At 36.3% G+C, this 22512-nt stretch carries 20 protein-coding genes and 1 pseudogene; 13 read left to right on the top strand and 8 right to left on the bottom strand.

All coding sequences use genetic code 11. From position 1 onward, the window contains the following. Genes AMD00_RS09835 through AMD00_RS09825 form a run of 3 tightly spaced genes read left to right on the top strand, consistent with a single transcriptional unit; the run spans position 1 to position 3331 of the window. Positions 1-1539, top strand: coding sequence for an ABC transporter substrate-binding protein (locus tag AMD00_RS09835; RefSeq protein ID WP_053416909.1), 1539 nt, complete (start codon positions 1-3; stop codon positions 1537-1539). 15 nt (positions 1540-1554) lie between these two features. Continuing rightward, a complete protein-coding gene (locus tag AMD00_RS09830; RefSeq protein ID WP_053416908.1) occupies positions 1555-2496 on the top strand; it encodes an ABC transporter permease in 942 nt (313 codons plus the stop codon). 10 nt (positions 2497-2506) lie between these two features. After that, complete coding sequence (locus AMD00_RS09825; RefSeq protein WP_053416907.1) at positions 2507-3331, top strand: ABC transporter permease; 825 nt, start codon at positions 2507-2509, stop codon at positions 3329-3331. Between the two features lie 29 nt (positions 3332-3360). Here AMD00_RS09825 and AMD00_RS09820 read toward each other — a convergent pair whose 3' ends face one another. Beyond that, on the bottom strand, positions 3361-5016 hold the full coding sequence (locus AMD00_RS09820) for a PucR family transcriptional regulator (protein WP_053416906.1): 1656 nt from the start codon (positions 5014-5016) through the stop codon (positions 3361-3363). Positions 5017-5163: 147 nt separating this feature from the next. On the opposite strand from AMD00_RS09820, the gene AMD00_RS09815 reads away from it, so the two are divergent. Both AMD00_RS09815 and AMD00_RS09810 read left to right on the top strand, forming a co-directional pair. Then, positions 5164-6630, top strand: coding sequence for a CoA-acylating methylmalonate-semialdehyde dehydrogenase (locus AMD00_RS09815; protein WP_053416905.1), 1467 nt, complete (start codon positions 5164-5166; stop codon positions 6628-6630). A 20-nt stretch (positions 6631-6650) separates the two neighbouring features. Further along, positions 6651-8009 (top strand): aspartate aminotransferase family protein, encoded by a 1359-nt coding sequence (locus AMD00_RS09810; protein ID WP_053416904.1) that lies wholly within the window; start codon positions 6651-6653, stop codon positions 8007-8009. 591 nt (positions 8010-8600) lie between these two features. Here AMD00_RS09810 and AMD00_RS09800 read toward each other — a convergent pair. Next, a complete protein-coding gene (locus AMD00_RS09800; protein ID WP_053416902.1) occupies positions 8601-9635 on the bottom strand; it encodes a PTS transporter subunit IIC in 1035 nt (344 codons plus the stop codon). Between the two features lie 206 nt (positions 9636-9841). Here AMD00_RS09800 and AMD00_RS09795 point away from each other — a divergent pair, with 206 nt between their 5' ends. Beyond that, on the top strand, positions 9842-10282 hold the full coding sequence (locus AMD00_RS09795) for a hypothetical protein (protein ID WP_053416901.1): 441 nt from the start codon (positions 9842-9844) through the stop codon (positions 10280-10282). Between the two features lie 51 nt (positions 10283-10333). Here AMD00_RS09795 and AMD00_RS09790 read toward each other — a convergent pair whose 3' ends face one another. Beyond that, positions 10334-11239 (bottom strand): EamA family transporter, encoded by a 906-nt coding sequence (locus AMD00_RS09790; RefSeq protein ID WP_053416900.1) that lies wholly within the window; start codon positions 11237-11239, stop codon positions 10334-10336. Between the two features lie 281 nt (positions 11240-11520). On the opposite strand from AMD00_RS09790, the gene AMD00_RS09785 reads away from it, so the two are divergent. Next, positions 11521-11853 carry a hypothetical protein gene (locus tag AMD00_RS09785; RefSeq protein WP_053416899.1) on the top strand — a complete coding sequence of 111 codons (333 nt, stop codon included), beginning with the start codon at positions 11521-11523 and terminating at the stop codon, positions 11851-11853. 146 nt (positions 11854-11999) lie between these two features. Here the strand turns inward: AMD00_RS09785 and AMD00_RS09780 are convergent, their stop codons facing one another. Continuing rightward, positions 12000-12446: a MarR family winged helix-turn-helix transcriptional regulator gene (locus tag AMD00_RS09780; protein ID WP_157059281.1), complete on the bottom strand. Its 447-nt coding sequence runs from the start codon at positions 12444-12446 to the stop codon at positions 12000-12002. A 190-nt stretch (positions 12447-12636) separates the two neighbouring features. Here AMD00_RS09780 and AMD00_RS09775 point away from each other — a divergent pair, with 190 nt between their 5' ends. From AMD00_RS09775 to AMD00_RS09765, 3 genes are all read left to right on the top strand, one after another. Continuing rightward, a complete protein-coding gene (locus AMD00_RS09775) occupies positions 12637-14160 on the top strand; it encodes an MDR family MFS transporter (protein ID WP_053416897.1) in 1524 nt (507 codons plus the stop codon). 100 nt (positions 14161-14260) lie between these two features. After that, positions 14261-16765: an excinuclease ABC subunit UvrA gene (uvrA, locus tag AMD00_RS09770; RefSeq protein ID WP_053416896.1), complete on the top strand. Its 2505-nt coding sequence runs from the start codon at positions 14261-14263 to the stop codon at positions 16763-16765. A gap of 371 nt (positions 16766-17136) precedes the next feature. After that, positions 17137-17331, top strand: a complete 195-nt coding sequence (locus AMD00_RS09765; protein ID WP_053416895.1) for a hypothetical protein — start codon at positions 17137-17139, stop codon at positions 17329-17331. Positions 17332-17355: 24 nt separating this feature from the next. Here the strand turns inward: AMD00_RS09765 and AMD00_RS09760 are convergent. Both AMD00_RS09760 and AMD00_RS23515 read right to left on the bottom strand, forming a co-directional pair. Then, positions 17356-18367: pseudogene (locus tag AMD00_RS09760) on the bottom strand (IS1595 family transposase). 22 nt (positions 18368-18389) lie between these two features. Continuing rightward, positions 18390-18725, bottom strand: coding sequence for a hypothetical protein (locus tag AMD00_RS23515; protein ID WP_169786343.1), 336 nt, complete (start codon positions 18723-18725; stop codon positions 18390-18392). A 29-nt stretch (positions 18726-18754) separates the two neighbouring features. On the opposite strand from AMD00_RS23515, the gene AMD00_RS09750 reads away from it, so the two are divergent. Further along, positions 18755-19288, top strand: coding sequence for a hypothetical protein (locus AMD00_RS09750; RefSeq protein ID WP_053416893.1), 534 nt, complete (start codon positions 18755-18757; stop codon positions 19286-19288). A 776-nt stretch (positions 19289-20064) separates the two neighbouring features. On the opposite strand, the gene AMD00_RS09745 is transcribed toward AMD00_RS09750, so the two are convergent. Together AMD00_RS09745 and AMD00_RS09740 are read right to left on the bottom strand one after the other, a co-directional pair. Next, positions 20065-20511 carry a DinB family protein gene (locus AMD00_RS09745; protein WP_053416892.1) on the bottom strand — a complete coding sequence of 149 codons (447 nt, stop codon included), beginning with the start codon at positions 20509-20511 and terminating at the stop codon, positions 20065-20067. Positions 20512-20615: 104 nt separating this feature from the next. Next, positions 20616-21131: a nucleoside 2-deoxyribosyltransferase gene (locus tag AMD00_RS09740; RefSeq protein ID WP_083446201.1), complete on the bottom strand. Its 516-nt coding sequence runs from the start codon at positions 21129-21131 to the stop codon at positions 20616-20618. 529 nt (positions 21132-21660) lie between these two features. Between AMD00_RS09740 and AMD00_RS23205 the strand changes: the two genes are divergently transcribed. Then, positions 21661-21816, top strand: coding sequence for a hypothetical protein (locus AMD00_RS23205; protein WP_157059227.1), 156 nt, complete (start codon positions 21661-21663; stop codon positions 21814-21816). A gap of 235 nt (positions 21817-22051) precedes the next feature. Next, positions 22052-22486: a hypothetical protein gene (locus tag AMD00_RS09730; protein WP_053416890.1), complete on the top strand. Its 435-nt coding sequence runs from the start codon at positions 22052-22054 to the stop codon at positions 22484-22486. The last annotated feature ends 26 nt before the right edge of the window (positions 22487-22512 follow it).

Below are 22512 nucleotides of genomic sequence, written 5' to 3'. Positions count from 1 at the left end.
ATGAAGAGTACAAAGAGGCTAATGATTGTCGCAATGATTGTTGTTTGTATGTTTTTAATCAGTGCTTGTTCGGGTGGAAAAGAAAGTGGAGGGGGTAGTTCAGGCAACGGGAAAACACAAGAAATTAAAGTAAGGGTAAATGATGATCCTGACTTTCTTGACCCGCATTTAGCGACGGCATCTATTTCATTTCAAATGATATTAAATATGTTCGAAGGGTTATTTGCTCCAGAAACGGACGGATCATTAAAACCCGCAATTGCTGAAAGCTATGAATTATCAAAAGATGGTTTGACTTATACATTCAAAATTAGGCAAAATGTGAAATTCCATAATGGTAACTCCTTAAAAGTAGATGATATTCTCTATACATTTGAGCACTTAATGGGAACAAAAAATGGCAAGCCTCTTTCAGGTAACTTTGGCAATGTAGAATCTGTTAAAGCTCCTGATGAGTCTACAGTTGTTATTAAGCTAAAAGAGCCAAACTCTAATTTCCTTTATTCTTTAACAGCTTTACAATCTGCAATCGTACCTAAGGATAATGATGGCAAACAAAATGAAAATCCAATTGGAACAGGACCATTCAAATTTGTAAAGTACACACCAGGTTCTAATTTAGTATTAGAAAAAAATCCGGATTATTGGCAAGAAAACATACCTTATTTAGATAAGGTAACGTTCGCATTCCAATCGGATGATAACTCTGCAGTAATGAGTTTGATAGCTAAAGAAGTAGATTTAACAGGAGTTCGTGGGCACCGACTATCTGAGGTTGAAAATGATTTTAACATCAGTCACCAAAATAACAACTCAGCATTAATCATTACATTTAATGAAGAAAAAAAGCCATTTAATGATTTAAAAGTTCGTCAAGCTATCAATATTGCGATTAATAAACAGGATGTTATTGATTCTGTATATTCTGGATACGCTACTCGCCTTGGTTCTAATATGAGTCCAGCAATGGGAGATTACTATCTTGATGGATTACAAGATGTCTATGCACGCGACATAAACAAAGCTAAAAAGTTATTGTCTGAAGCAGGCTATCCAAAAGGTTTTAAAACAAAAATAACAGTATCTTCTCATAATGATATGTACTCTAATATCGCTCAAATTGCTGCAGAGAACTTAAAAGAAATAGGCATCGATGTTGAGATTGAAGTAGTAGAGTGGGGAATTTGGCTAGAGAGTGTTTACTTTGGAAGAGATTATGAAATGACTACTATTGATTTAACGGGAAAACCGTCAGCATATGAAATATTAAATGATTATATTTCTACAAATGACAAAGAAAACTTCTTCCGATTCAACAATAAAGAGTTTGATAAAGTCATGGCCGATGTATTAAAAGAAACGGATCAGAAAAAACAAATTGAGATGTATAAACGTGCACAAGAAATATTAAGTGAACAATCTGCTGCAGTATATATTGCTGACTATCAAGTACTATGGGCTGCAAATAAAAAAATTGAAGGACTAAAAAGTTACCCATTCTGGTTCCACGACATGTCAGAAGTAAAGTTTACTGAATAGAGGGGAAGAAGAGATATGGCCTATATCATCCGAAGAATTATATTATTTGTTGTGACAATGGCAATTGTATCTTTTATCACTTTTGCAGTTTTTCAAATTTTACCGGGTGATCCGATTCGTACAATGTTAGGAACAGAGGCAGATGAAGTGCAAGTAGAGACACTAAGAAAAGAACTCGGCTTGGACCAACCGCTATATGTTCAATACTTTGACTGGGCGAAAGGTTTAGTTACAGGTGATTTAGGAGAATCCATCAGATTTTCTATGCCAGTAAAAGAATTGCTCATGGATCGCTTACCGGTCACGATTTCATTAGCTGTGATTACACTGCTCATTGTAATAATTGTGGCTATTCCTTTAGGTATTTTTGTTGCAAAAAGACAAAATAAAATGAGTGATGTTGTGTTCTCCTCCATCACTCAAGTAGGGATGGCTATCCCTTCTTTCTGGTTGGGAATGTTATTAATCTTATACCTAGGAATGAATTTTAGTTTCTTTTCAATCAGTGGATATGTTCCTTGGACTGAGAGTATAGCAGGAGCGTTAGGTGCAATATTATTACCTGCTCTGACAATTGCTATTCCTCAAATCGCTGTAAAGTTCCGCTATGTTAGGAATGCGATATTGGAACAGTTAAGGTTGGATTATGTCCGAACAATACGTAGTAAGGGAATTACAGAGAAGTTTGTGATGTATAAACATGTTTTAAGAAATTCGATGATTCCAATATTAACGATATTCGGATTAATAACAGCTGAAGTTGTAGCAGGAACAATTATTGTAGAACAGGTTTTTGCTCTTCCGGGAATTGGCCAATTATTAATTACTTCAATTGGCTATCGTGATTTTCCGTTAGTACAAGGAATTGTTATGTATATTACATTTGCCGTAGTATTTATCAATTTCTTAGTAGATATTTTATATTCTGTCTTAGACCCAAGAATACGGTTAAATTAAGGAGGTCCATATGAAAACATTAATGGGTAATGCAAAAAATATTAATTTAATAATTGGCCTCCTCATTTTGATATCTTTTTTACTATTAATGATCGTCAGTTTTTTCTATACGCCACATGATGTGACTGCTATGAATGTTGCCAATAAGTTAAAGGGACCAAATAGTGAGAATTGGTTTGGAACCGATGAATTCGGCAGAGATATCTTCAGTCGTATTATGAAAGGTACTCAAACAGCCTTTTTTGTAGGTACTTTAACGGTAACGATCGGTGTTGTCTTTGGAACACTTATTGGTGGGATAGCTGGATATGTTGGTGGCTGGATAGATGAGGTTTTCATGAGAATCATGGATGCTTTGATGGCTTTTCCAGGTATTATCCTAGCACTAATGCTAGTAGCTGTGTTTGGTTCAGGTATTGTCAATACATCAATTGCACTTGGATTAATCGCCATTCCTAGTATCGCCCGAATTGCTCGTAGTGGTTTTGTACAACACAAAGAATACGAGTATGTTTTATCAGCAAAATTAATCGGGGTAAAACCATTCAAAATCATGTTCCGTCATATACTACCTAATGTTTCGTCACCTTTAATAGTAGCGGCATCTGTTAGCTTTGGTGTAGCCATGTTGGCTGAAGCTGCACTAAGTTATTTAGGGCTGGGGGTTAAACCGCCAGATCCTAGTTGGGGCAGGATGTTAAAAGACTCTCAAGCTTTTCTTAAAAGTGCACCATGGTACACATATGCACCTGGCATCGCCATTACATTCATGGTATTAGGATTTTATATGTTAAGTAATGCAATCCGAGATATTTTAGATCCAAGGTCAAACTAATCTACCGAAAATAAAAAAACCGGTTTTCTCTATACGAGAAAAACCGGTTTTCCTTCGTTATTATTTTGTTTAAGTAGTAACTGATAGGCTTTAATAGCAACTTCAAGTGCAAGACGGTTGGATGGTTCCATAAAATTTGAACCAAGAAGTGTTTCTAGTTTTTCTAACCTATTATATAACGTTTGCCTAACAATAAAGAGACGATCAGCTGTTTCATTCTTAACCCCGTTACATTCTAAATAAATGCAAAGTGTTGTAAATAAATCACTTTCATACTTTTGGTCATAGCTTAAAATAACGTCTAAATAATCGTGAACGTAGTTTTCAAGTTGTTTACTCTCAATTAACAATAATAGCAGTCTGTTTATACCAAGATCATTGTAGAAATAAGTGTTGACGATATCAGATTTTTTCAATGTAATGGCTTTCTTTGCTTCTACATAACCTTCTCTTACTTGAGCTATGTCCTTATATACTCTACTCACGCCAAATTTACATTCATCTCCGCAAAATGTACTTGTATCTTTCATATCCTCGATACTTTGTATGATTTGTTCAAATCTATCAGTTTTCTCTTTCAAATGATCTGCTGCAATAAACGATGCAATGACCGTTATTTCAGTCCTTTTAGAAGAAACAGCTGGAAAAAATCCAAGCCTTTTGAAAATGGATCGAACTAACATTGAGCGTTGTAACTTCATTTCTTCCCAGTCTTCTTCGACAATATTGACTTCTGAGGAATCTAACTGCATAACAAAAATCCTAAAGTACATATTGCGACTTGCGGCTGGTAAATAAGTTTGAACGTCATCTTGTTCATAGTCTCTGCCTTTTATAAGGTTTTGAACAAGTTCATCCTCCATATTTTGTTTTCGTTCTTGAATTGTTCGATTGCGTAAAAGGATTTGTGCAATGGCAAGGGCTGCTCGATCTAAAATAAGAAAGAAGAACTCATTAGACATCGGTTGTTGTACTTGTAAGCAGAGATGCCCCCAAACTTGTCCGAGTCCTTTAACCGGCATAAGGGCAAATGTTTCATTGGAAAGAGTGAAATTTCTTTGTACTGTCATATCAGATTGTGATTTTTCTATAAAAGAACGAATAGAAGATTCTAACTCTTTTATTTCAGATGGGTAATAATATGATTTTGAATGTTCCGTTATAAACAAAACTCCTTGTCGGAAGTAATGATTCAATTCTTGAAGAATTTTCAGTATTCCGTTAGGGCTTAATGAAAGATCGATAAATTTTGTGGACAGCGTATCAAGTTGGGAAAGCCATTGGTGATGTTGATTAATAATTAACGTATGTAAATCTTGAGTAATGTCGACAAAACGTACAACCTCTTCAAAGATAATCAGAGGAAAATCATGCTCATCCGCTAATGTTATAAGCTCATTAGGAATCTCTTTAAAATAAGGACCGATTTCAATACACATACCAGCGGCGTTTTTTTCTATTAAATTTTCTAAATACCTGAGTTGAGTTGTGAGGTCGAGTTGAAGTCCTACACCAGTTGTTAATATTAATTCTCCACCATTAATCAGTGTTTCAAATTCTTTTATTTCTAAAATATGAGACCACTTCACTTGATTATTTAAGCCTTTTGAACCTGCTATAACTTTTGCTGATTTAAACGATTTTCTTTCTAATATGTCTTGTATGGTTAAAACAAATTCAATCATTCCAATAGCCCCCCAATAAGTTAAAAAAAATCTAACATGAGTGTACTTTATGTAAAGTGTAACTATTCTAAATAATCTGTAAAATAAATTATGAGGTTAATTGTTAATAACGTCAACTTTAAAGAAAAGTAGAATAGGAGGACGTATATGAATAAGGTAATCACTGAAAAGAAAACGCTTTCAAATTTTATTAATGGACAATGGGTAAAATCGTCCACAGAAAACTACATTGAAGTGCCAAATCCTGCAACTGGAGAAATATTAGCCGAAGTTCCAATTTCAACTCAACAAGATTTGGAAAAAGCTGTAGAGGCTGCAAAGCAAGCTTTCACTTCATGGAAGAAAGTTGCTGTTCCTCAGCGTGCTAGAATCTTATTTAAATATCAGCAATTATTAATAGAGAACTGGGATGAACTAGCGAAAATTATAACGGTTGAAAATGGTAAAAACTATACTGAAGCATATGGCGAAGTCCAACGAGGGATCGAGTGCGTAGAATTTGCAGCAGGTGCTCCTACACTTATGATGGGCCATCAGTTACCTGATATCGCAACAAATATTGAATCTGGTATGTATCGCTATCCGCTTGGAGTAGTAGGGGGAATTACACCATTTAATTTCCCAATGATGGTACCATGCTGGATGTTCCCTTTAGCAATTGCGAGTGGTAACACGTTCATCTTGAAACCTTCTGAGAGAACGCCACTTCTAGCTAATTTCCTTGCAGAATTGTTACATGAAGCAGGTCTGCCAGCAGGCGTATTTAATCTTGTCCACGGTGCTCATGACATCGTGAATGGCATTCTTAGTCATCCAGATATTCCAGCCGTGTCATTTGTTGGATCACAACCGGTTGCAGAATATGTCTATAAAACGGGTACATCAAATGGTAAGCGAGTTCAAGCACTAGCTGGAGCCAAAAATCATACAATTGTTTTGCCAGATGCAGATATGGACTTAACAGTAACGAACATTATTAACGCAGCATTTGGATCAGCAGGAGAAAGATGTATGGCTTGTGCAGTTGTTGTAGCAGTAGGTGACATTGCAGACGAACTAGTAACAAGATTAGTAGAGGAATCAAATAAGTTAACAATAGGTGACGGCTTGAAAGAGGGGATTTTCCTTGGTCCGGTCATTCGAGATTCCCATAAGGATCGAACAATCCAATACATTGAATCTGGCATAGAAGAAGGTGCAACGCTATTACGAGATGGTCGCAATGATCAACCTACTGAAGGTGGTTATTTTGTTGGTCCAACTATTTTCGATCATGTAACACAAGAGATGAAAATCTGGAAGGAAGAAATCTTCGCTCCTGTTTTATCAATTGTTCGAGTAGATACATTAGATGATGCAATCTCATTTGCAAACAAATCTGACTTCGCAAATGGAGCATGTATTTTCACTGATAGTGCAAAAGCTATTCGTCAGTTTAGAGAAGAAATCGATGCAGGGATGTTAGGTGTTAACCTTGGTGTTCCAGCTCCAATGGCATTCTTCCCATTCTCAGGTTACAAAAAATCATTTTATGGAGACCTACATGCGAATGGGCGAGATGGAATTGAGTTTTATACACGTAAAAAGATGCTAACAGCTCGTCATGAATTCTAATATAGAAGGGAAGCGAAAGCATGGAAACTGTAAAACAACCAACTCAATCTTTAGTTGAAAAAGATCTTCAAAATGTTTGGCACCATATCTCAGCTTACAATGAAAAAAGTCAGCCTATGATCGTCGATAGAGGTGAAGGTGCATGGATCATCGACCACAATGGCAATAAATATCTCGATGGTATGTCCGGGTTATGGGCTGTAAATGTAGGGTATGGACGTGAAGAATTGGCACAAGTGGCATATGATCAAATGAAAAAATTAGCCTATGTGCCGATGACGCAAAGCCATGAACCAGCAATCGAGCTGGCAGCAAAGTTAAATGACATGCTTGGTGGAGACTATATGTTCTTTTATTCGAACAGTGGCTCTGATGCAAATGAGGTAGCATTTAAAATTGCTCGTCAATATCACCAGCAAAACGGTAAAGGAGCTCGCTTTAAATTCATCTCTCGTTACCGAGCTTATCATGGCAGTTCAATGGGGGCATTGTCAGCTACAGGGCAAGCGATTAGAAAATATAAATATGAACCACTTTCACACGGTTTTTTACATGTAGCACCACCAGATAATTATCGCCGACCAAAAGGGCAATCGATTAAAGAATACAATCTCCAACGTGCCCAAGAACTTGAAGATAAAATTATTTGGGAGCAAAAAGAGACAATTGCAGGAATTATTATGGAGCCGCTTATTACAGGTGGTGGTATTTTAATCCCTCATCCTGTCTATCTCGAGAAGGTTCAAGAAATTTGCAACAAACATGGGGTACTCCTCATTATAGATGAAGTAATCTGCGGATTTGGAAGAACGGGTAAAGCGTTCGGACATCAGCATTTTAATTTAAAACCGGATATTATTACAATGGCAAAGGGACTGACTAGCGCCTATTTACCACTCTCAGTGACAGCCGTTCGAAAAGAAATTTATGAAAAGTTCAACACGGGAGAAGAAAATAGCCATTTACGTCACCTCAATACATTTGGAGGAAATCCAGCGGCATGTGCAGTGGCGTTAAAAAATATCGAAATCATGGAGAGAGAAAACTTATTCGATCGTTCCGCAGAACTAGGTGATAGACTTCAAAAAGAGCTGAAAGAATTAAGTAACCATCCTTATGTAGGCGATATTCGCGGCCTTGGATTCCTATTAGGAATTGAAATGGTAGAAGATAAAATAACGATGGAACCAGCATCTAACGAACGTGTATTGAAAATTGTATCTGATTGTAAGGCAAACGGCTTAATCATTGGTAAGAACGGAGATACAGTAGCAGGCTATAACAACATCCTAACGATTAGCCCACCTCTATCATGCACAGATGAGGATCTTGAGTTTATGATAGCCGTTCTTAAAAAAGTTTTTAAAGAGAATGAATAAAATATAACGATAGAAAGCCACTCCGCTTATTTTTGGAGTGGTTTTTTTTGTGGTTTGATGGGGGGAGGAGTGTGAGTTTGGGGATTGTCGCTACTGGGAGGTGGATTGGCGCTGCTCGGGGAAGAATTGGCGCTACTGGGAGGTGGATTGGCGCTACTCGGGGGTGATTGGCGCTACTCGGGGGAGGATTGGCGCTACTCGGGGGAGGATTATCGCTACTCGGGGAAGAATTGGCGCTACTCGAGGAAGGATTGGCGCTACTCAGGGAGATTAGCGCTACTGGGAGAGGGATTGTCGCTACTCGGGGGAGGATTATCGCTACTGGGAGAGGAATTGTCGCTACTCAGGAAGAATAGCGCTACTCGAGGAAGGATAGGCGCTACTCAAGGAAGGATTAGCGATACTGGGAGAGAGATTAGCGTTACTCAGGAAAGGATTATCGCTACTCAGAGTAAAATTATCCATACTCACCACTACCAACAACCCGAAATCACATATAACAAATACCAACACCCTATTTATTCACAAAATAACTAATCTTATCAATCTAACAAAATGCCATGTGAGAAATATTCTTCACATGGCATCAAATTATTCAATATGGATTTTATAATCTTCTGATTTAATCATTTTAAGATTCGTTGAGAAGATGCGAAGTAAGATAATGTTTAAAACGGTTGGTATGACGAAGAACATGGCAATCATGACTGTAATATTCGAAGTTGTCCAGCCATCTGGTGTTAAGTTGATATAGTTTAATGGTCCAATAAGTCCAGATAGACCAAACCCGGCGCTCATAGACGTACCTTGTACATTAAGTACACCAGCAAGTGCACCTAAAATGGCAGCTGTAATTAGCATGGGAAAAGCTATTTTAGGTTTCATAAAGAAATTACGCATTTGAATTTTGGGTGAACCAAGTACGTGAGCTAGTGCTGTGCCCAATGAATTTGATTTATAGCTAGCGATACATAAACCAATACCTGCTGAAACAATACCTAAATTGGCTGCACCAGCACCAATACCAGAAAGCATAATGACCGTTGCTACTCCTACAGTCGAGAGAGGGGATAAAATGAGTACGCAGAAAATAACAGCGATAATTGCTCCCATTAGAATAGGTTGAAAATCTGTTACTTGTTGAATTCCTACCCCAATAATGCCTGTACCATTTTTTACATAAGGTAAGATCAAGTAACCAAATAATCCAGGGAAGAAAATAGTTAAAGTTGGTAGTAAAAGAATCGTGTAATCTTTTAATTTTGCACCAATATATTTAACGAAAAGTACAGCTAAGCCGGCTGTAATACCTGTATTTAAAACGACACCAATACCTTGTAATGTCATAACACTTTCATTTATTTGCACTACTCCACTACCGACAACAGCTGCTAATCCAATACTAGCTGTCTGAATAGGTGTTAATTTAAATGTCATACCAACAGTAACACCAATCATTATTGGTAACATACTCATCACTAAAATGGATATATCTAGTATTTGTTGTAAAGCTGGAAAATGTGGAATGAGTAGTTTTAATAGTTCACCTACAAGAGCGTTTGGTATCAAAGATACAACAATCCCAATACTCATTCCTGTTAACAGCTTATTAATGAATTCTTTCAAGAAAATCTTCCTCCAGTAAAATCATGATATCAATAGAGTTTATCGCTTTAAAGTAACGAAGTAAATAGAAAATTCTATATTGTTACTTAAATTGTTTTGGAAATATAGTTAAATGAAGTTTTGTAAGACGTAATATTTTTAGTGGAATTGGGAACCATAATACAACTACGGAAAAACTTTTCAGACCTTTAAAAGGGGATAGTGTGATGAAGAAATTTTTAATGTTGTGTTGTATTATGTTTGTTCTAACTGGTTGTATGAAATCAAATAATGTAATTGAGCTAGGTAATATCACTGAGGAAGGCGATGTATTTGTAAAAAAATCGATTGAAACCGAACCAAAATACAATGAATTAATGGAGATCTTCAATAATGGTACAAATTTGAAATTAAGCGATGAAGAAGTGAATCGTTTACCATATCAATATATTCAATTTAAGGATAGAACGCAGAATCTAATTGTAGTGAATTATAATATGTGGTTAGATGAGGAAAATGAGCGCATTTTATATTCTGATTATATAGCGAAAGTGCCTCTTTATTATGTAATCGAAGATGAAGAGTACAACAAGCTATTAGATGTATTTGAAAAAGATAAGATGCAAACCTTTGCCGACCAATATGAAAATTTTGATCAAACGAATTAAAAAAGTACATCACTTTTAAGAAGTGATGTACTTTTTTTGGCAGATTATACTTTATGCGTCGGCAATTCCTAATAAAACAATCCCCAACATTACAACCGTAATAACAATATATTGTTTTGGCGATAGTTTCTCTTTTAAGAAAATACGTGAAAGAATGATAGAGAAAATGCTATAAGAAGCGATCATTGGAGCGGCAATAATCGCATATGATGACATGGCAAATACATAAAAGAATTGACCGATAGTTTCTAAAATTCCTGCACATGCTTTGTCACGTTCTTTGAAAATTGAGAAAGTCTCTTTTTTTATTATTTTTAAATAAATATAAGAGATAACTGCACAGATGAAAAATGTATATTCATAAGCAAGTAATGCAGCATCTTCAGTCATTAATTTGAGCTCATCTAAATAGACTGCATCAGCAAATGTACCAGCACCATCGATCAACGCATAGGCAATAGGGAACATAATCGCCATAAATCCAAGCTGATATTTTTTGTCGATTTCGGTATTGTTTAATCGCAAAGTTGCATTTTCGATTTGTTTTTCAACTACTGCGATACCAATAACGCCAAGTGAAATAATGATTATTCCAATAATATGTAATGTATCAACTGGCTGAGGGAAGAAAATGAAGACAAGAACGGCTGTAATAGCACCAGATGAATTTTGTACAGGAGAGGCGATTGATAATTCTAAGTAACGTAACCCAATATAACCAATTGTCATAGATAAAATATAAAGAGAAGAAACAGGTAAATATTTTAACATGTCGGAAGGACGGAAAGTTAAACCCTCATACAGCATATAGCCAGTTGCATGGATTCCCATCACAAGACCGACCATGACGACAATTTTTAAATGACTGTATTTATCCTTGCTGTCTGAACCTTTTTTATAAAATAAATCTGCACCACCCCAAGCTAAGGCAGTTAGTAAAGCAAATAAAAACCACATAAGAGTGCTCCTTTAAACGGGATTTATTGGACGGGTTCGTAATAATAATTTCCTATACAAATATATATGGATGATCTTTGTGAAAAATACCGGTTCATCTATATTGATAAAATTTATACATTTATACAAAGTATGTTAAAATTATCCAAACTATTTCGTGAGGGTCAATATACTGCTCTTACAGTCAAAATAGAATCTAGTTATGTGGAGTTTAATAGTAATGCAGAATAAACAGAGAGTGTGGTTACATGAGGACTCTAATAAAATATTGTATCTTTTTGATGAGCATTTTTGTTGTATTAGTAGGTTGTTCAACAGCTACACATAATCCAACCGCAATAGAGCTATTGAAAGAGCATCCAGATATAGATATTTTGCAATATCAAGATATTATTTATTCGAAAACAGAAATGATTGAGTTTGAAGCTGGGAAGGGCGATTTTTTAGGTGAAATCAAAAAGCGCAAAACTACTGGTTCTATGTTTAAAGATTTCTATGCAAGTAAATTAGCTAAAGGAACTAAGATATTTGCGGTAGGGGATGACGATACCTTCATGCTGATTGCAGAAGTAGATGGCGAATTGATTTATTATAAAGCGTTATTGGAAGGGTAAAGTAGATTGGCATTAACGTAAGGTTTGTGAACTGGAGTTAATGAATCAAGAATGTATATTTGGATTACTTTCCCTTGTGATTAACTAAAAGTAAAAAGGACGGTATTCCTTAGCCAATTGACTATAAGGAAACTGTCCTTTTCTTTTTAGCGTGTTGTTTTAGAAGATTTGCTACGTGTAGTGGAGCTGAGATGTTGAATCTGCTCTTCTAATACAGTGCTCGCGTTGCCTATAAACTGCGAAATGAGAGCAAGTTCTTCCGGTGTATAGGAGGAAGCTAGATTAAGCATTGCTTTATGAAGCGGTTCGTACGTATTACGGATTTCTTCTTTAGATTCATACTCAGGGACTATGATGACTCTGCGACGGTCATTGGGATCATTTTGTCTCCGAACATAACCGATTTTTTCAAGTCGGTCTACTAAGGAAGTTATGCTACCCGTAGCGAGCCCAGTTTTTTTGGATAGCTCGCCAGCAGTAATTGGACCTGTTTCACGTAGGATATCTAATGAAATAAAATCATTATTGTATAACCCTAAAGAGGCAGCAACATTTTGCTGATGTAATATCGTACGTGTTCCTAAACCGCGCATTAGCGAAGTGAACTGTTCTTGAGGATCTAGAGTTGGATCATCTTGATGACTTGACAAAGGATAAACCTCCTTTTAAAATAAGAAAATATCTTGAAGGTCGAGATATTAGTTTATCGAGATATTTGATGAGCGTGATATTATACAAGTTCATTCTATCGAAATCATTAATAATTTGCAAAGGGGTTTATAAATGGAAGCTTCAAAAAGTAACATAAAGCTAGTTGTAACGGGCTTATTACTAGCGATTTTTATGTCGGCAATTGACAATACAATTGTTGCGACAGCTATGGGAACCATCGTTTCTCAACTAGGAGGGATGGACAAATTTGTTTGGGTTACATCCGCTTATATGGTTACAACAATGGCAGGTATGCCGATTTTCGGGAAATTATCCGATATGTATGGCAGAAAGAGATTCTTTATTTTTGGATTAACGGTATTCGTAATTGGTTCTGCACTTTGTGGCTTTGCTCAAACGATTGAGCAACTTAGTATATACAGAGCTATTCAGGGAATTGGTGCCGGCGCTTTAATGCCAATCGCATTTACTATTGTATTTGACATATTCCCACCACAAAAACGAGGAAAAATGACGGGTCTTTTGGGCGCGGTATTTGGTATTGCTAGTGTTGTTGGACCGCTTTTAGGTGCCTATATTACAGATAATATTGGTTGGGAATGGGTATTTTATATTAATTTGCCAATCGGTATCGTTTCATTCTTATTAATTATGAAGAATTATAAGGAATCTCCAGTACATACGAAGCAAAAGATCGATTGGTGGGGAGCGGCAACGCTTGTGCTTGCGGTCATCAGCCTTATGTTTGCACTAGAACTGGGCGGTAAACAGTATGATTGGAACTCAGCACCGATTATTTCATTGTTCGTTAGTTTTGCTATTTTCTTTATTGTGTTCTTTTTCGTGGAGCTAAAAGCAGAAGAACCAATACTTCCGTTCTTCTTATTTAAGCGTCGTCTATTTGCTTCTTCGCAAATTTTGGCATTCTTATATGGTGGTACCTTTATTATTTTGACAGTATATATTCCTATTTATGTTCAGGCTGTATATGGTGCTTCAGCAACAAATGCTGGTCTTATCCTCATGCCTATGATGTTGGGTTCCGTTGCAGGAAGCGCATTTGGTGGTATTTTCTTAACGAAAATAAGCTACCGTAACTTAATGATTATTTCTGTTATTTCGTATTTTGCAGGTATGTTCCTACTTAGTACACTCACACCAGATACTGCTCGAGTTCTTCTTACGCTGTATATGATTCTCGTAGGTTTTGGCATGGGCTTCTCATTCTCATTGTTACCGACGGCTTCTCAGCATAATCTAGATGCTCGTTATCGTGGAACTGCGAATTCAACTAATTCATTCCTTCGCACGCTAGGAATGACGATGGGAATCACGATTTTTGGAACGATCCAAAATAATGTATTTACAAATAAATTAGCTGAAGGATTCAAAAGTTTAGGTGAAAGTGCCAATTCAGCAATGTTTAATGTTGGTGATATAAGACAAATTTTTGAACCAAGTGTACGCGAGAAAATACCTGCAGAGATTCTTGATGTCATTGTTAATGCAATGTCCAACTCAGTTACGCACGTCTTTCTCCTTGCACTTGTTCCAATTGTCATAGCAGTGGTTTTCGTCTTCATGATGGGGAATTCAAGAGTAATTGTTACAGAAAAAGATGAACCAGAAATTTAATCAAAGTATAGTACGTATACATTTCAGTTAGAAATAATCGAAATGTATTAGATTGTCTCGGCATTTACCGAGTGGATGTACTATAGTGAGGAGGATATTCATGAAAGATACCATTTTTATTAAAGGTGCTTGGGAAAACAATCTAAAGAATGTGTCTCTTTCGATTCCAAAATACAAACTAGTTGTTCTAACAGGACCTTCTGGATCAGGAAAGTCAACATTAGCTATGGATACTCTTCAAAGGGAATGTCAGAGACAGTATTTAGACTCCATGGGAATGATGGCTGACACAATCAGCAAGCCAAAAGTCGAGTCCATTCGAGGACTGTCTCCGTCCATCAGTGTTGGACAGCATGTTACGAATCGTAATCCACGCTCGACGGTTGGTACCGTGACGGACATTTATATGTATATTCGATTTATCTTTGCCAGACTGGGAGAGCAAGTTTGTTCTTCTTGTAATGGCAGTATTCCTCCTTCTTTTGAACTAACAGGAGAGTTGACAGAGGAAGACCAGGAGATGGAAGCACAAACAATCAGCTGTCCGCATTGTGGAGAAATGCAAGAGAAGCTTGGCATGTTACACTTTTCTTTTAACAAGCCGGAGGGTGCATGCGAAACTTGTAGTGGACTTGGTCATGTGGCAAGTATAAACGAGGCGATGGTTTTCAATCCGGAGCTTAGCTTGCGTGATGGGGGTGTTGCTTCACTAAAAGGTGTTCATCGTGACATTCAAATGCGTATTTTAGTAGCGGCAGGGAAGCATTATGGCTTTGATTTCGACCCAGATCTCCCTTTGAAAAATTACAGTGATGTTCAGCATGATTTGTTATTCTACGGAGTCGAGAGTGATGAATTTAAACGTCATTATCCAAATGTTAAGCCTGCTGCAGGGACGAAATTTGAAGGAGTAATCCCAGGCTTATGGAGACGTTATAAAGAGAAAGAAGGCGACTCAGGTTCTAAAGAAAAAGAAGGCAGCTTCTTTCATGAACAACTTTGCCCGGATTGTCACGGAGCTCGTCTAAAAAAAGAAGTTCTTCTAGTGCAAGTAGCAAATGCAACTATCTCAGATGTTTCTGAGTGGTCGCTCGAAGATGTATTCGAATGGACGAAAAGTTTGCAAACGGAGCTACCGCAGGATGGTCTACATTTGGTCGAGCCCATTCTTCAAGATATGCTCACAAGGCTTCAACGGCTTATTGATGTAGGACTCGGCTATCTTTCATTAAACCGTCAGACAGTTTCACTTTCTGGAGGCGAAACACAACGACTTCGACTTGCAACGCTGCTTGGTTCAGCTTTAACTGGAGTACTATATATTCTGGATGAACCCACAACGGGTCTTCATGCGAAGGATACAATCGGCCTAATCCGAGTACTTCATGAATTGCGTGATTTGGGTAATACAGTACTTGTTATAGAACATGATGTAGAGATGATGCGTGCAGCGGATCATATCATTGATATCGGTCCAGGAGCAGGAGTACATGGCGGTACTGTTGTAGGCGAAGGGAGTCTGGAGGACTTGATGTCTAGTGAGCTGTCGGTTACTGGAACCTATTTGAGAGAAGAGAGTTTCCCACCTCCAACTCGCGTTCGTAGAAAAGGGAACGGACAGAGTATCGTTATTCAACAAGCACAGCTTAGAAATGTCGATATCCCGACTGTTTCCATTCCGCTTGGCTGTCTAGTGTCTGTCACAGGTGTTTCGGGTTCTGGAAAATCAACTCTTGTATTTGATATTCTTGCACAAGGAAGTCCTAAAGCACATGAACAAACTGGATGCAAGGAAATAACTGGATTAGAACATGTCGACGATATAGTTATTTTTGACCAATCGCCAATGGGAAGAGTACAGCGCTCTAATGTGGCAACTTATACTGATATGTTTACACATTTACGTAAGCTATTTGCAGGATTGCCAGAAGCAAAGGAAAGAAAATTTACTACGAAGCATTTCTCATTTAACTCCCCGGGTGGGCGTTGTGAAACATGTCAGGGGTTAGGCGTGCTGTCTGTTGACATGAACTTCCTACCCGATTTAGAAGTGAAGTGTACTGACTGCAAAGGGAAAAGGTTTACTGATGAGGTATTGCAAGTTAAATATGAAGGTTACTCCATTTCTGATTTGCTGAATATGTCGGTTGAGGAGAGCTTACCTATTTTCAAATCGGAGAAAAAGATTTCGGTCATGATAGAGATGCTATGTGAAGTTGGACTTGGCTATTTACAATGGGGGCAATCGGTTAAAACTTTATCTGGCGGAGAAGGGCAACGTATTAGGCTGGCAAAAGAATTAAGTAAGCCATATAAAAATCATACATTGTACCTGTTGGATGAGCCGACGACTGGCCTCCATCCAACTGACATTAAACAGCTGCATTCTTTATTAAATAGACTTGTCGATGCTGGAAATACTGTTATCGTTGTAGAGCATAGTTTGGAACTGATACGTGAATCTGACTGGGTTATCGATATCGGTCCAGAAGGTGGATCATCAGGCGGTAAACTTGTAGCTGAGGGCACACCTGAGCAAGTAGCCGAAGTTCCAACTTCTCATACAGGGAAGTTTTTGAAACGAATTTTGACTGAAGGACTGTAAATAGAAAATCACAAGTTATCATTTAACTTAAAAGGTGCTTTAAAAGCCAGTTAGTTGGCTATTAAAGCACCTATTTTTTATGTATTATTTGAAAATTTGTTTCTTAAGATGATGTTCCATATGATCGTAATGATCTTGAATGAGCCTATCTAATGTTTTAAGTTCCTTATTTCCAATTTTACATAAGTTTGATAATGACGATGATTTGTCTATTTAAAAGGCTGTTTTTGTAAACTTTGTTGCTTTTAGGATGAATGTGATTAATATGATATGATTAGATTATAGAAGGAGTTATATAGTAATTGTTTAAAGATTTGAATATGATAAATTAGAAATAGAAGTCAAATTAATTTTTAGGAGGTGAAGCACCTATGAATAACAAGATTTTAAACTTCGTTGTTTTTGCTCTAATATTGTCTATGTTAGTAATTAGTAGTTTAGAAGGGCTTTACACCTTCAAAACGGTATTCTACGATGTTACATTGGCTGTGTTCGTTTTGATTGTCTGTGTGAATCTATTTAGGTATAAAAAAGAAACAAAAAGGAAGTTTAAGCAAAAAGGGTAGCATACGCTATCCTTCTTTTATTACTTACGAAACTCTCCTTAAAGAATTGACGGTGGTGTAATTCGATTTTTGACACGCCGAAATAAGCATTTGCTCAACACGTTTTTCAAATGCTAAATTTTTTCCCTATATCGAGCCAACGGAACCAATAGAGATAGTTGTCCAAATATTTCGTTGCAACTCCTTGAAACCGTTCCATCCAACCTTTTAAGCGATTATGAAAGTTATTAACGTGTTGAATGTGGTAAATTCCTTTCTTTACACGCTGTTTTTGTCGCTCATTGACTGTTTCGTGTTGCAATCCCTTTATCTTGGCAAACTTTTTATAATTCGTTGCTGTATCCGTACATAACAAAGCAGATGGGTGAATATACTCACCTATCACATTGTCAATCTCTTCGGCTTTTACACGACCTGTTCCTGCTTTACGAGCAACGACACTACCATTGCGGTCTTGTGCTACTACAACAGCAACTTTAAGGTTAGAAATCCCTCTTTTTTCGTCTTTTTCCCCACGTTTCTTGGTTTTCCTATGGGTGATTTCACTACCTTTCATAGACTCACGAAAAAAGGTTTCGTCACTTTCAACGATACCTTGTAGTTGATTAAAGCCGAGACTTCCCAATGCGTTCAAGATTTTATGTCTCCAATAAAATGCGGTAGAGATATGAATGTTCAAGCGTTCAGCAATTTTTGGTAAAGTATAACCTTCAACCATTAGTTCAATGTACTTTACCCACTTTTCGGGGTAGCGAGAGCCTGAAAATGGCGTATTCGTCATATCATTGAAAGATTTTCCACAATCATTACACAGATAGCGTTGTCTTGAACGATATTTACCGTTGCGTTTAACCGATGTGCTACCACAATGAACACAACCCAAACCAGAAGAAAATCGGGCTTCACGAATACTTTTAAGTAGTTTCGTAATTTTATCTGGTTCATCGGGAAATAAGTCTTGTTTCATTGCATTAAACAACGCTAACTGCTCAGATTTAGTTAATTCGCTGAAATCTTCATATACATTTAACCACATAATTGAACGCCTCCTAACCACATTATATCAACAACCTTTTAATAGTATGGTCAAGAAAGCAACAATCTATACGAAAACAGCCATTTAAAAAGTAAAATAAAGTCAAAATCTCTTCGATAGGAGTATCTTGATAATTTGGCTTAGCTACCCATTCACCTTGATTGTAAGTGGGAAGTGCATAAGGCTGTTTTTCATATTGAATTTTAATGAAACGTTCAATGTTCATAATAGCTGAATCACAAAGGTGACCTAATATTTCTTTTTTTGACCATTTAGTTGGAGATGGTCTGTTAGTTACATCTATTCCTCCATTTCGTACAAACGCCCATACAAGCAAAAAAATATAATTTGTATACATTATTAGAAAATATATTAGGGGGTTCATTTGTGAATTCATGTGAAAAAAATTGTTCGTGTGAAGGTTGTAAACCTTGTAATGTTCCCGTATCAGGTGTAATGAAAGCAATAGATATATGTAATATCCAACCAGTTCCACGTCCGTCCACTGTTGAGAATTTTGTCTTTAACATACAAGAAGAATTTGTAGAAACAGACTTTTATACTTTAACATTGCCATCTATAGCCCTGACAGGAAATCAAAAAGTGCGTTTAGTTGTAACATCAACAGTAGGTGGTTTAACAACAAGTGGTCCTACATTTTATATAGAAGACATATATCTGACGCTACAAAGAAACGCTCTTCCAATTGGCCATAACGCCGAATCAAGGGTATCTAGTTCAATGGTAAAAGTAGACCCAACGTTTAATCAATACTACTCTACGCTAATTACGCTATTATATGTCGATAATCCAGGCCCTGGTATATATACCTACTCTGTTGATGTCAAAAATGAAAGTCAGAATGTAGAGGATCCATTCATTATTGCAACTGTCATTACAGCAACTATATATAATGCATGACCTCATTTCCTCCACCTCATATAAACGCATATGAACTGTATAAGAAGTTTAAAGTTTGTATTTCTTAAAACCCCTTAGACACTATTCTGAGAGGTCTCAGACAAATTGGGCTTCAAAGATAAAATGAACTTAAATGGTAAAGAGTATACACTTCAAGAGGGTAGCAAAGAGCCTTTGGACGCGGGTTAATCGCTCAACTTTCTGGGAAATCAGAGGTAAGGCTTTTTTGGGATAAGCACTTACTAAAGAGCATAAATAAATGATTCGTCAGATTTTTATTTAAGTGTGATGAATAAAAAACACTCGTAACATTGGTCTGGAAAAATGGGACTAAGTGAAGAATCAGTAATACCAAGGTTCCAGGCGAATGTTTGATTCCCTCCTGGGACGTACTAAAGAAACAAACATTAAATTGTTTGCTTCTTTTTTTGTTTTATAAAACTTCAGTGAAAGCAAAATATAGTTATTATCATTGACCAATTTAGATTGAAGATTGCAGTTGGTGAAGGTTTTGAATCGGATAAAGTATCTACCATCCAAAATAGTTGAAGTTGCAGGAGATCAATAGGAGATATACATAAATGAATAATTTAAAATTGATAACCTGCGTACAGATGAAGTAGAGACGAGTGGGGCAGGTAATTTCTTGGCATATGGAAACTAAGGGTTGAAATGAATGTTTAAATCATGAGTTATCTTTTAACATAAAAGGTGCTTCAAGAGCCAGATATTTGGCTTTGAAGCACCTTTTTAATGTATATAACTTACTATTAGTTTTACTTGAAAATTTGTTTCTTAAGATGATGTTCCATATGATCGTAATAATCTTGAATAAGCCAATCTAATGTTCTAAGTTCCTTATTTCCAATGTCACATAAGTAAGAGCGTTTTTCATCAGGAATATTATTGATAATGGCGATGATTTGTTTATTTAAAACGTAAAATAAAGTCAAAATCTCTTCGATAGGAGTATCTTGATAATTTTGCTTAGCTACCCATTCATCTTGATTGTAAGTGGGAAGTACATATGGCTGTTTTTCATATTGAATTTTAATGAATCGTTCAATATTCATAATAGCTGAATCACAAAGGTGTCCTAATATTTCTTTTTTTGACCATTTTGTTGGAGATGGTCTTTTAGTCACATCAATCTCTGACATACTTTTGATTTCTTTAGGAACGTAATAAATCCAATAATTGATACCATCTATCACATTTTTCACCTCTATCATCCTCCGTAATGAATCTTTCTATGTATATTCAATAGAATGATGGATATTCCTGTAATAGATTGAATTTTTTATTTATGTGAAAGTATCCAGTCCAGTTACTTGTTAACTGGTTGAACTTCTTTTATTGCTACGTTTCTTTCTAGCATACCTTCAATCAAATCTTCAATCGAAGCAGCAATTATGCCGTTTTGTTTGATTAAACCAATGACAAACAGATTACGGTAAGCAAACTGGTTTTCTGTTCCATCTGCGATTAAAGCATCGATTTTCTTTGTATTATCTCTGCCTTGTTGGCGTGTATCAGAGTATAGTGCGAAAATAGGGCGGTCTAGCATCGAAAATGCACCAATTTCAGCAGCAACACCAGAATCAATTTCAACACCATCAATGACAGCGATTAAGAAATCACTTGCTTTTAGAGCCTCAATATCAGCACCTGCAATTGCTAAACTATTAGCATATGATGACTTATCATTGATCGCCATATTTTCTTGAGGTACATATAAATCCACACCTGGCACTGCCTCGCGTACTGCTTTTGCAACCATTTCATTTACTAAGCGGTCTCCTAATCCAAATAATCCATTTGCTAAATAACCTTTTGTAGTCAAAGTAATTCCTCCTATAAATCATTTCATTCTAATATAGTATAACCATTTGAAGGAGAGATACATATTGTTAATATGAATATACGTACTGCAAGTAGTTTTCTATTGGTAAATTGTCATTGATTCAGTTAAGAATGAGGGCTTTCAAATTTGAGAACTCACAGGAATAGAAAGCGAGATAAAAGAATATGACAAGTGTAATTTCATACTCTAGAAAAGTAAATTAAGAAAAATGATTAAAACGGCACTGATTAGAGTTTTATTTAGAGCTAAGCAAGTGAAGTAAGTTATGGAGCTTTTGTTATGGTGTTGATTTATCAGTACAGCATACCTACAGCTTATTCCGTTCGTTTTACAAAAAGTGCATATAAATGTAAAATAATAGATATAATAGTTGGTCTCTTATTGAGGAATTCGGTTTTCTTTATGGAGAAGATTATGTACACCCTTGATGAGAAAATAAATGGTTATGTAAGTACCCTTGTCCAAAAGTTGATATTTGCAAGATTTAGAAGAACAGGAGTAGAGTATAATGAATAATTTGAAAAACAATGAAACGAGGAAAAGATCACGTATAAGAAATTTATGGCCATTTCTTGCGGGAGTTTTTGTTGCGGTGTTTATCATTAATCCTCTTACTGGTGTTGATAATTTAGTTGCAAAATTTTTAACGATGATTTTTGGTTAACAATTGAATTAATATTTTTAGTGGTTAAAGGAGAGTGGTTTATAACACTCTTTTTTTGTTTTGCAATGCTCTTTTAACTGCCATTGTCGATATCTTTTCAAGTGGGTATATAGTGAGTAGATTAGGATAACAGTAAAAATTATATATAAGGCTATTCAGTGAACCCTATTACGAAAATGAGCTATCTGTACTACAATTGTGTAAGCGGTTAGAATTTGAAAAGGGAGATACAAAAATGCCTACTCAACTCGAAACAATTCTTGCAGGTAATGATATAACCGAAATTCAACATCAATTACGGATTTATTTAATGAATCATCCACAAGATAATGACGGAGAATTAGCAAAAGCGATTACCAAAATCAACGAACAACAGTTAGGTGTTTGGATGATTCATGATGGCAAAGTGTTTATACAGGATGAAACTAAATGGAATCAAAGCTATTTAGCAGAACAGCAAATTGAATTACATAATAATTTTTCGCAAGAACGCTTTTTACATATGATGACAGTAGCTGATTTTTTAGCGAGTGATCCGTCTAATGAGGCGCCACCAGAACCTTTTAAATTGTACGGTGCGTCTATGGGAACGATTATGACTGTGGGTGTTATTATATTCTGTATCATTGCTATTACAATGGTCGTTGTCATACGGAATCAATTTATTTAATGAAAACTTTTAACTATTATTGAGTC

The organism is Viridibacillus arvi, assembly GCF_001274945.1.
GTDB lineage: Bacteria > Bacillota > Bacilli > Bacillales_A > Planococcaceae > Viridibacillus > Viridibacillus arvi.
Note: the sequence above shows the minus strand (reverse complement) of the source record. Positions and strands in the feature narration are given on the sequence as shown.

Coding starts and splice junctions, on each gene's coding strand:
- AMD00_RS09785 (WP_053416899.1), top strand. CDS start 11,521: ATGAGCATTTTTGTTGTATTAGTAGGTTGTTCAACAGCTACACATAAT.
- AMD00_RS09795 (WP_053416901.1), top strand. CDS start 9,842: ATGAAGAAATTTTTAATGTTGTGTTGTATTATGTTTGTTCTAACTGGT.
- uvrA (WP_053416896.1), top strand. CDS start 14,261: ATGAAAGATACCATTTTTATTAAAGGTGCTTGGGAAAACAATCTAAAG.
- AMD00_RS09810 (WP_053416904.1), top strand. CDS start 6,651: ATGGAAACTGTAAAACAACCAACTCAATCTTTAGTTGAAAAAGATCTT.
- AMD00_RS09730 (WP_053416890.1), top strand. CDS start 22,052: ATGCCTACTCAACTCGAAACAATTCTTGCAGGTAATGATATAACCGAA.
- AMD00_RS09835 (WP_053416909.1), top strand. CDS start 1: ATGAAGAGTACAAAGAGGCTAATGATTGTCGCAATGATTGTTGTTTGT.
- AMD00_RS23515 (WP_169786343.1), bottom strand. CDS start 18,725: ATGTATACAAATTATATTTTTTTGCTTGTATGGGCGTTTGTACGAAAT.
- AMD00_RS09820 (WP_053416906.1), bottom strand. CDS start 5,016: ATGATTGAATTTGTTTTAACCATACAAGACATATTAGAAAGAAAATCG.
- AMD00_RS09765 (WP_053416895.1), top strand. CDS start 17,137: ATGAATAACAAGATTTTAAACTTCGTTGTTTTTGCTCTAATATTGTCT.
- AMD00_RS09815 (WP_053416905.1), top strand. CDS start 5,164: ATGAATAAGGTAATCACTGAAAAGAAAACGCTTTCAAATTTTATTAAT.
- AMD00_RS09830 (WP_053416908.1), top strand. CDS start 1,555: ATGGCCTATATCATCCGAAGAATTATATTATTTGTTGTGACAATGGCA.
- AMD00_RS09775 (WP_053416897.1), top strand. CDS start 12,637: ATGGAAGCTTCAAAAAGTAACATAAAGCTAGTTGTAACGGGCTTATTA.
- AMD00_RS09825 (WP_053416907.1), top strand. CDS start 2,507: ATGAAAACATTAATGGGTAATGCAAAAAATATTAATTTAATAATTGGC.
- AMD00_RS09790 (WP_053416900.1), bottom strand. CDS start 11,239: ATGTGGTTTTTATTTGCTTTACTAACTGCCTTAGCTTGGGGTGGTGCA.
- AMD00_RS09780 (WP_157059281.1), bottom strand. CDS start 12,446: ATGCGCGGTTTAGGAACACGTACGATATTACATCAGCAAAATGTTGCT.
- AMD00_RS23205 (WP_157059227.1), top strand. CDS start 21,661: ATGAATAATTTGAAAAACAATGAAACGAGGAAAAGATCACGTATAAGA.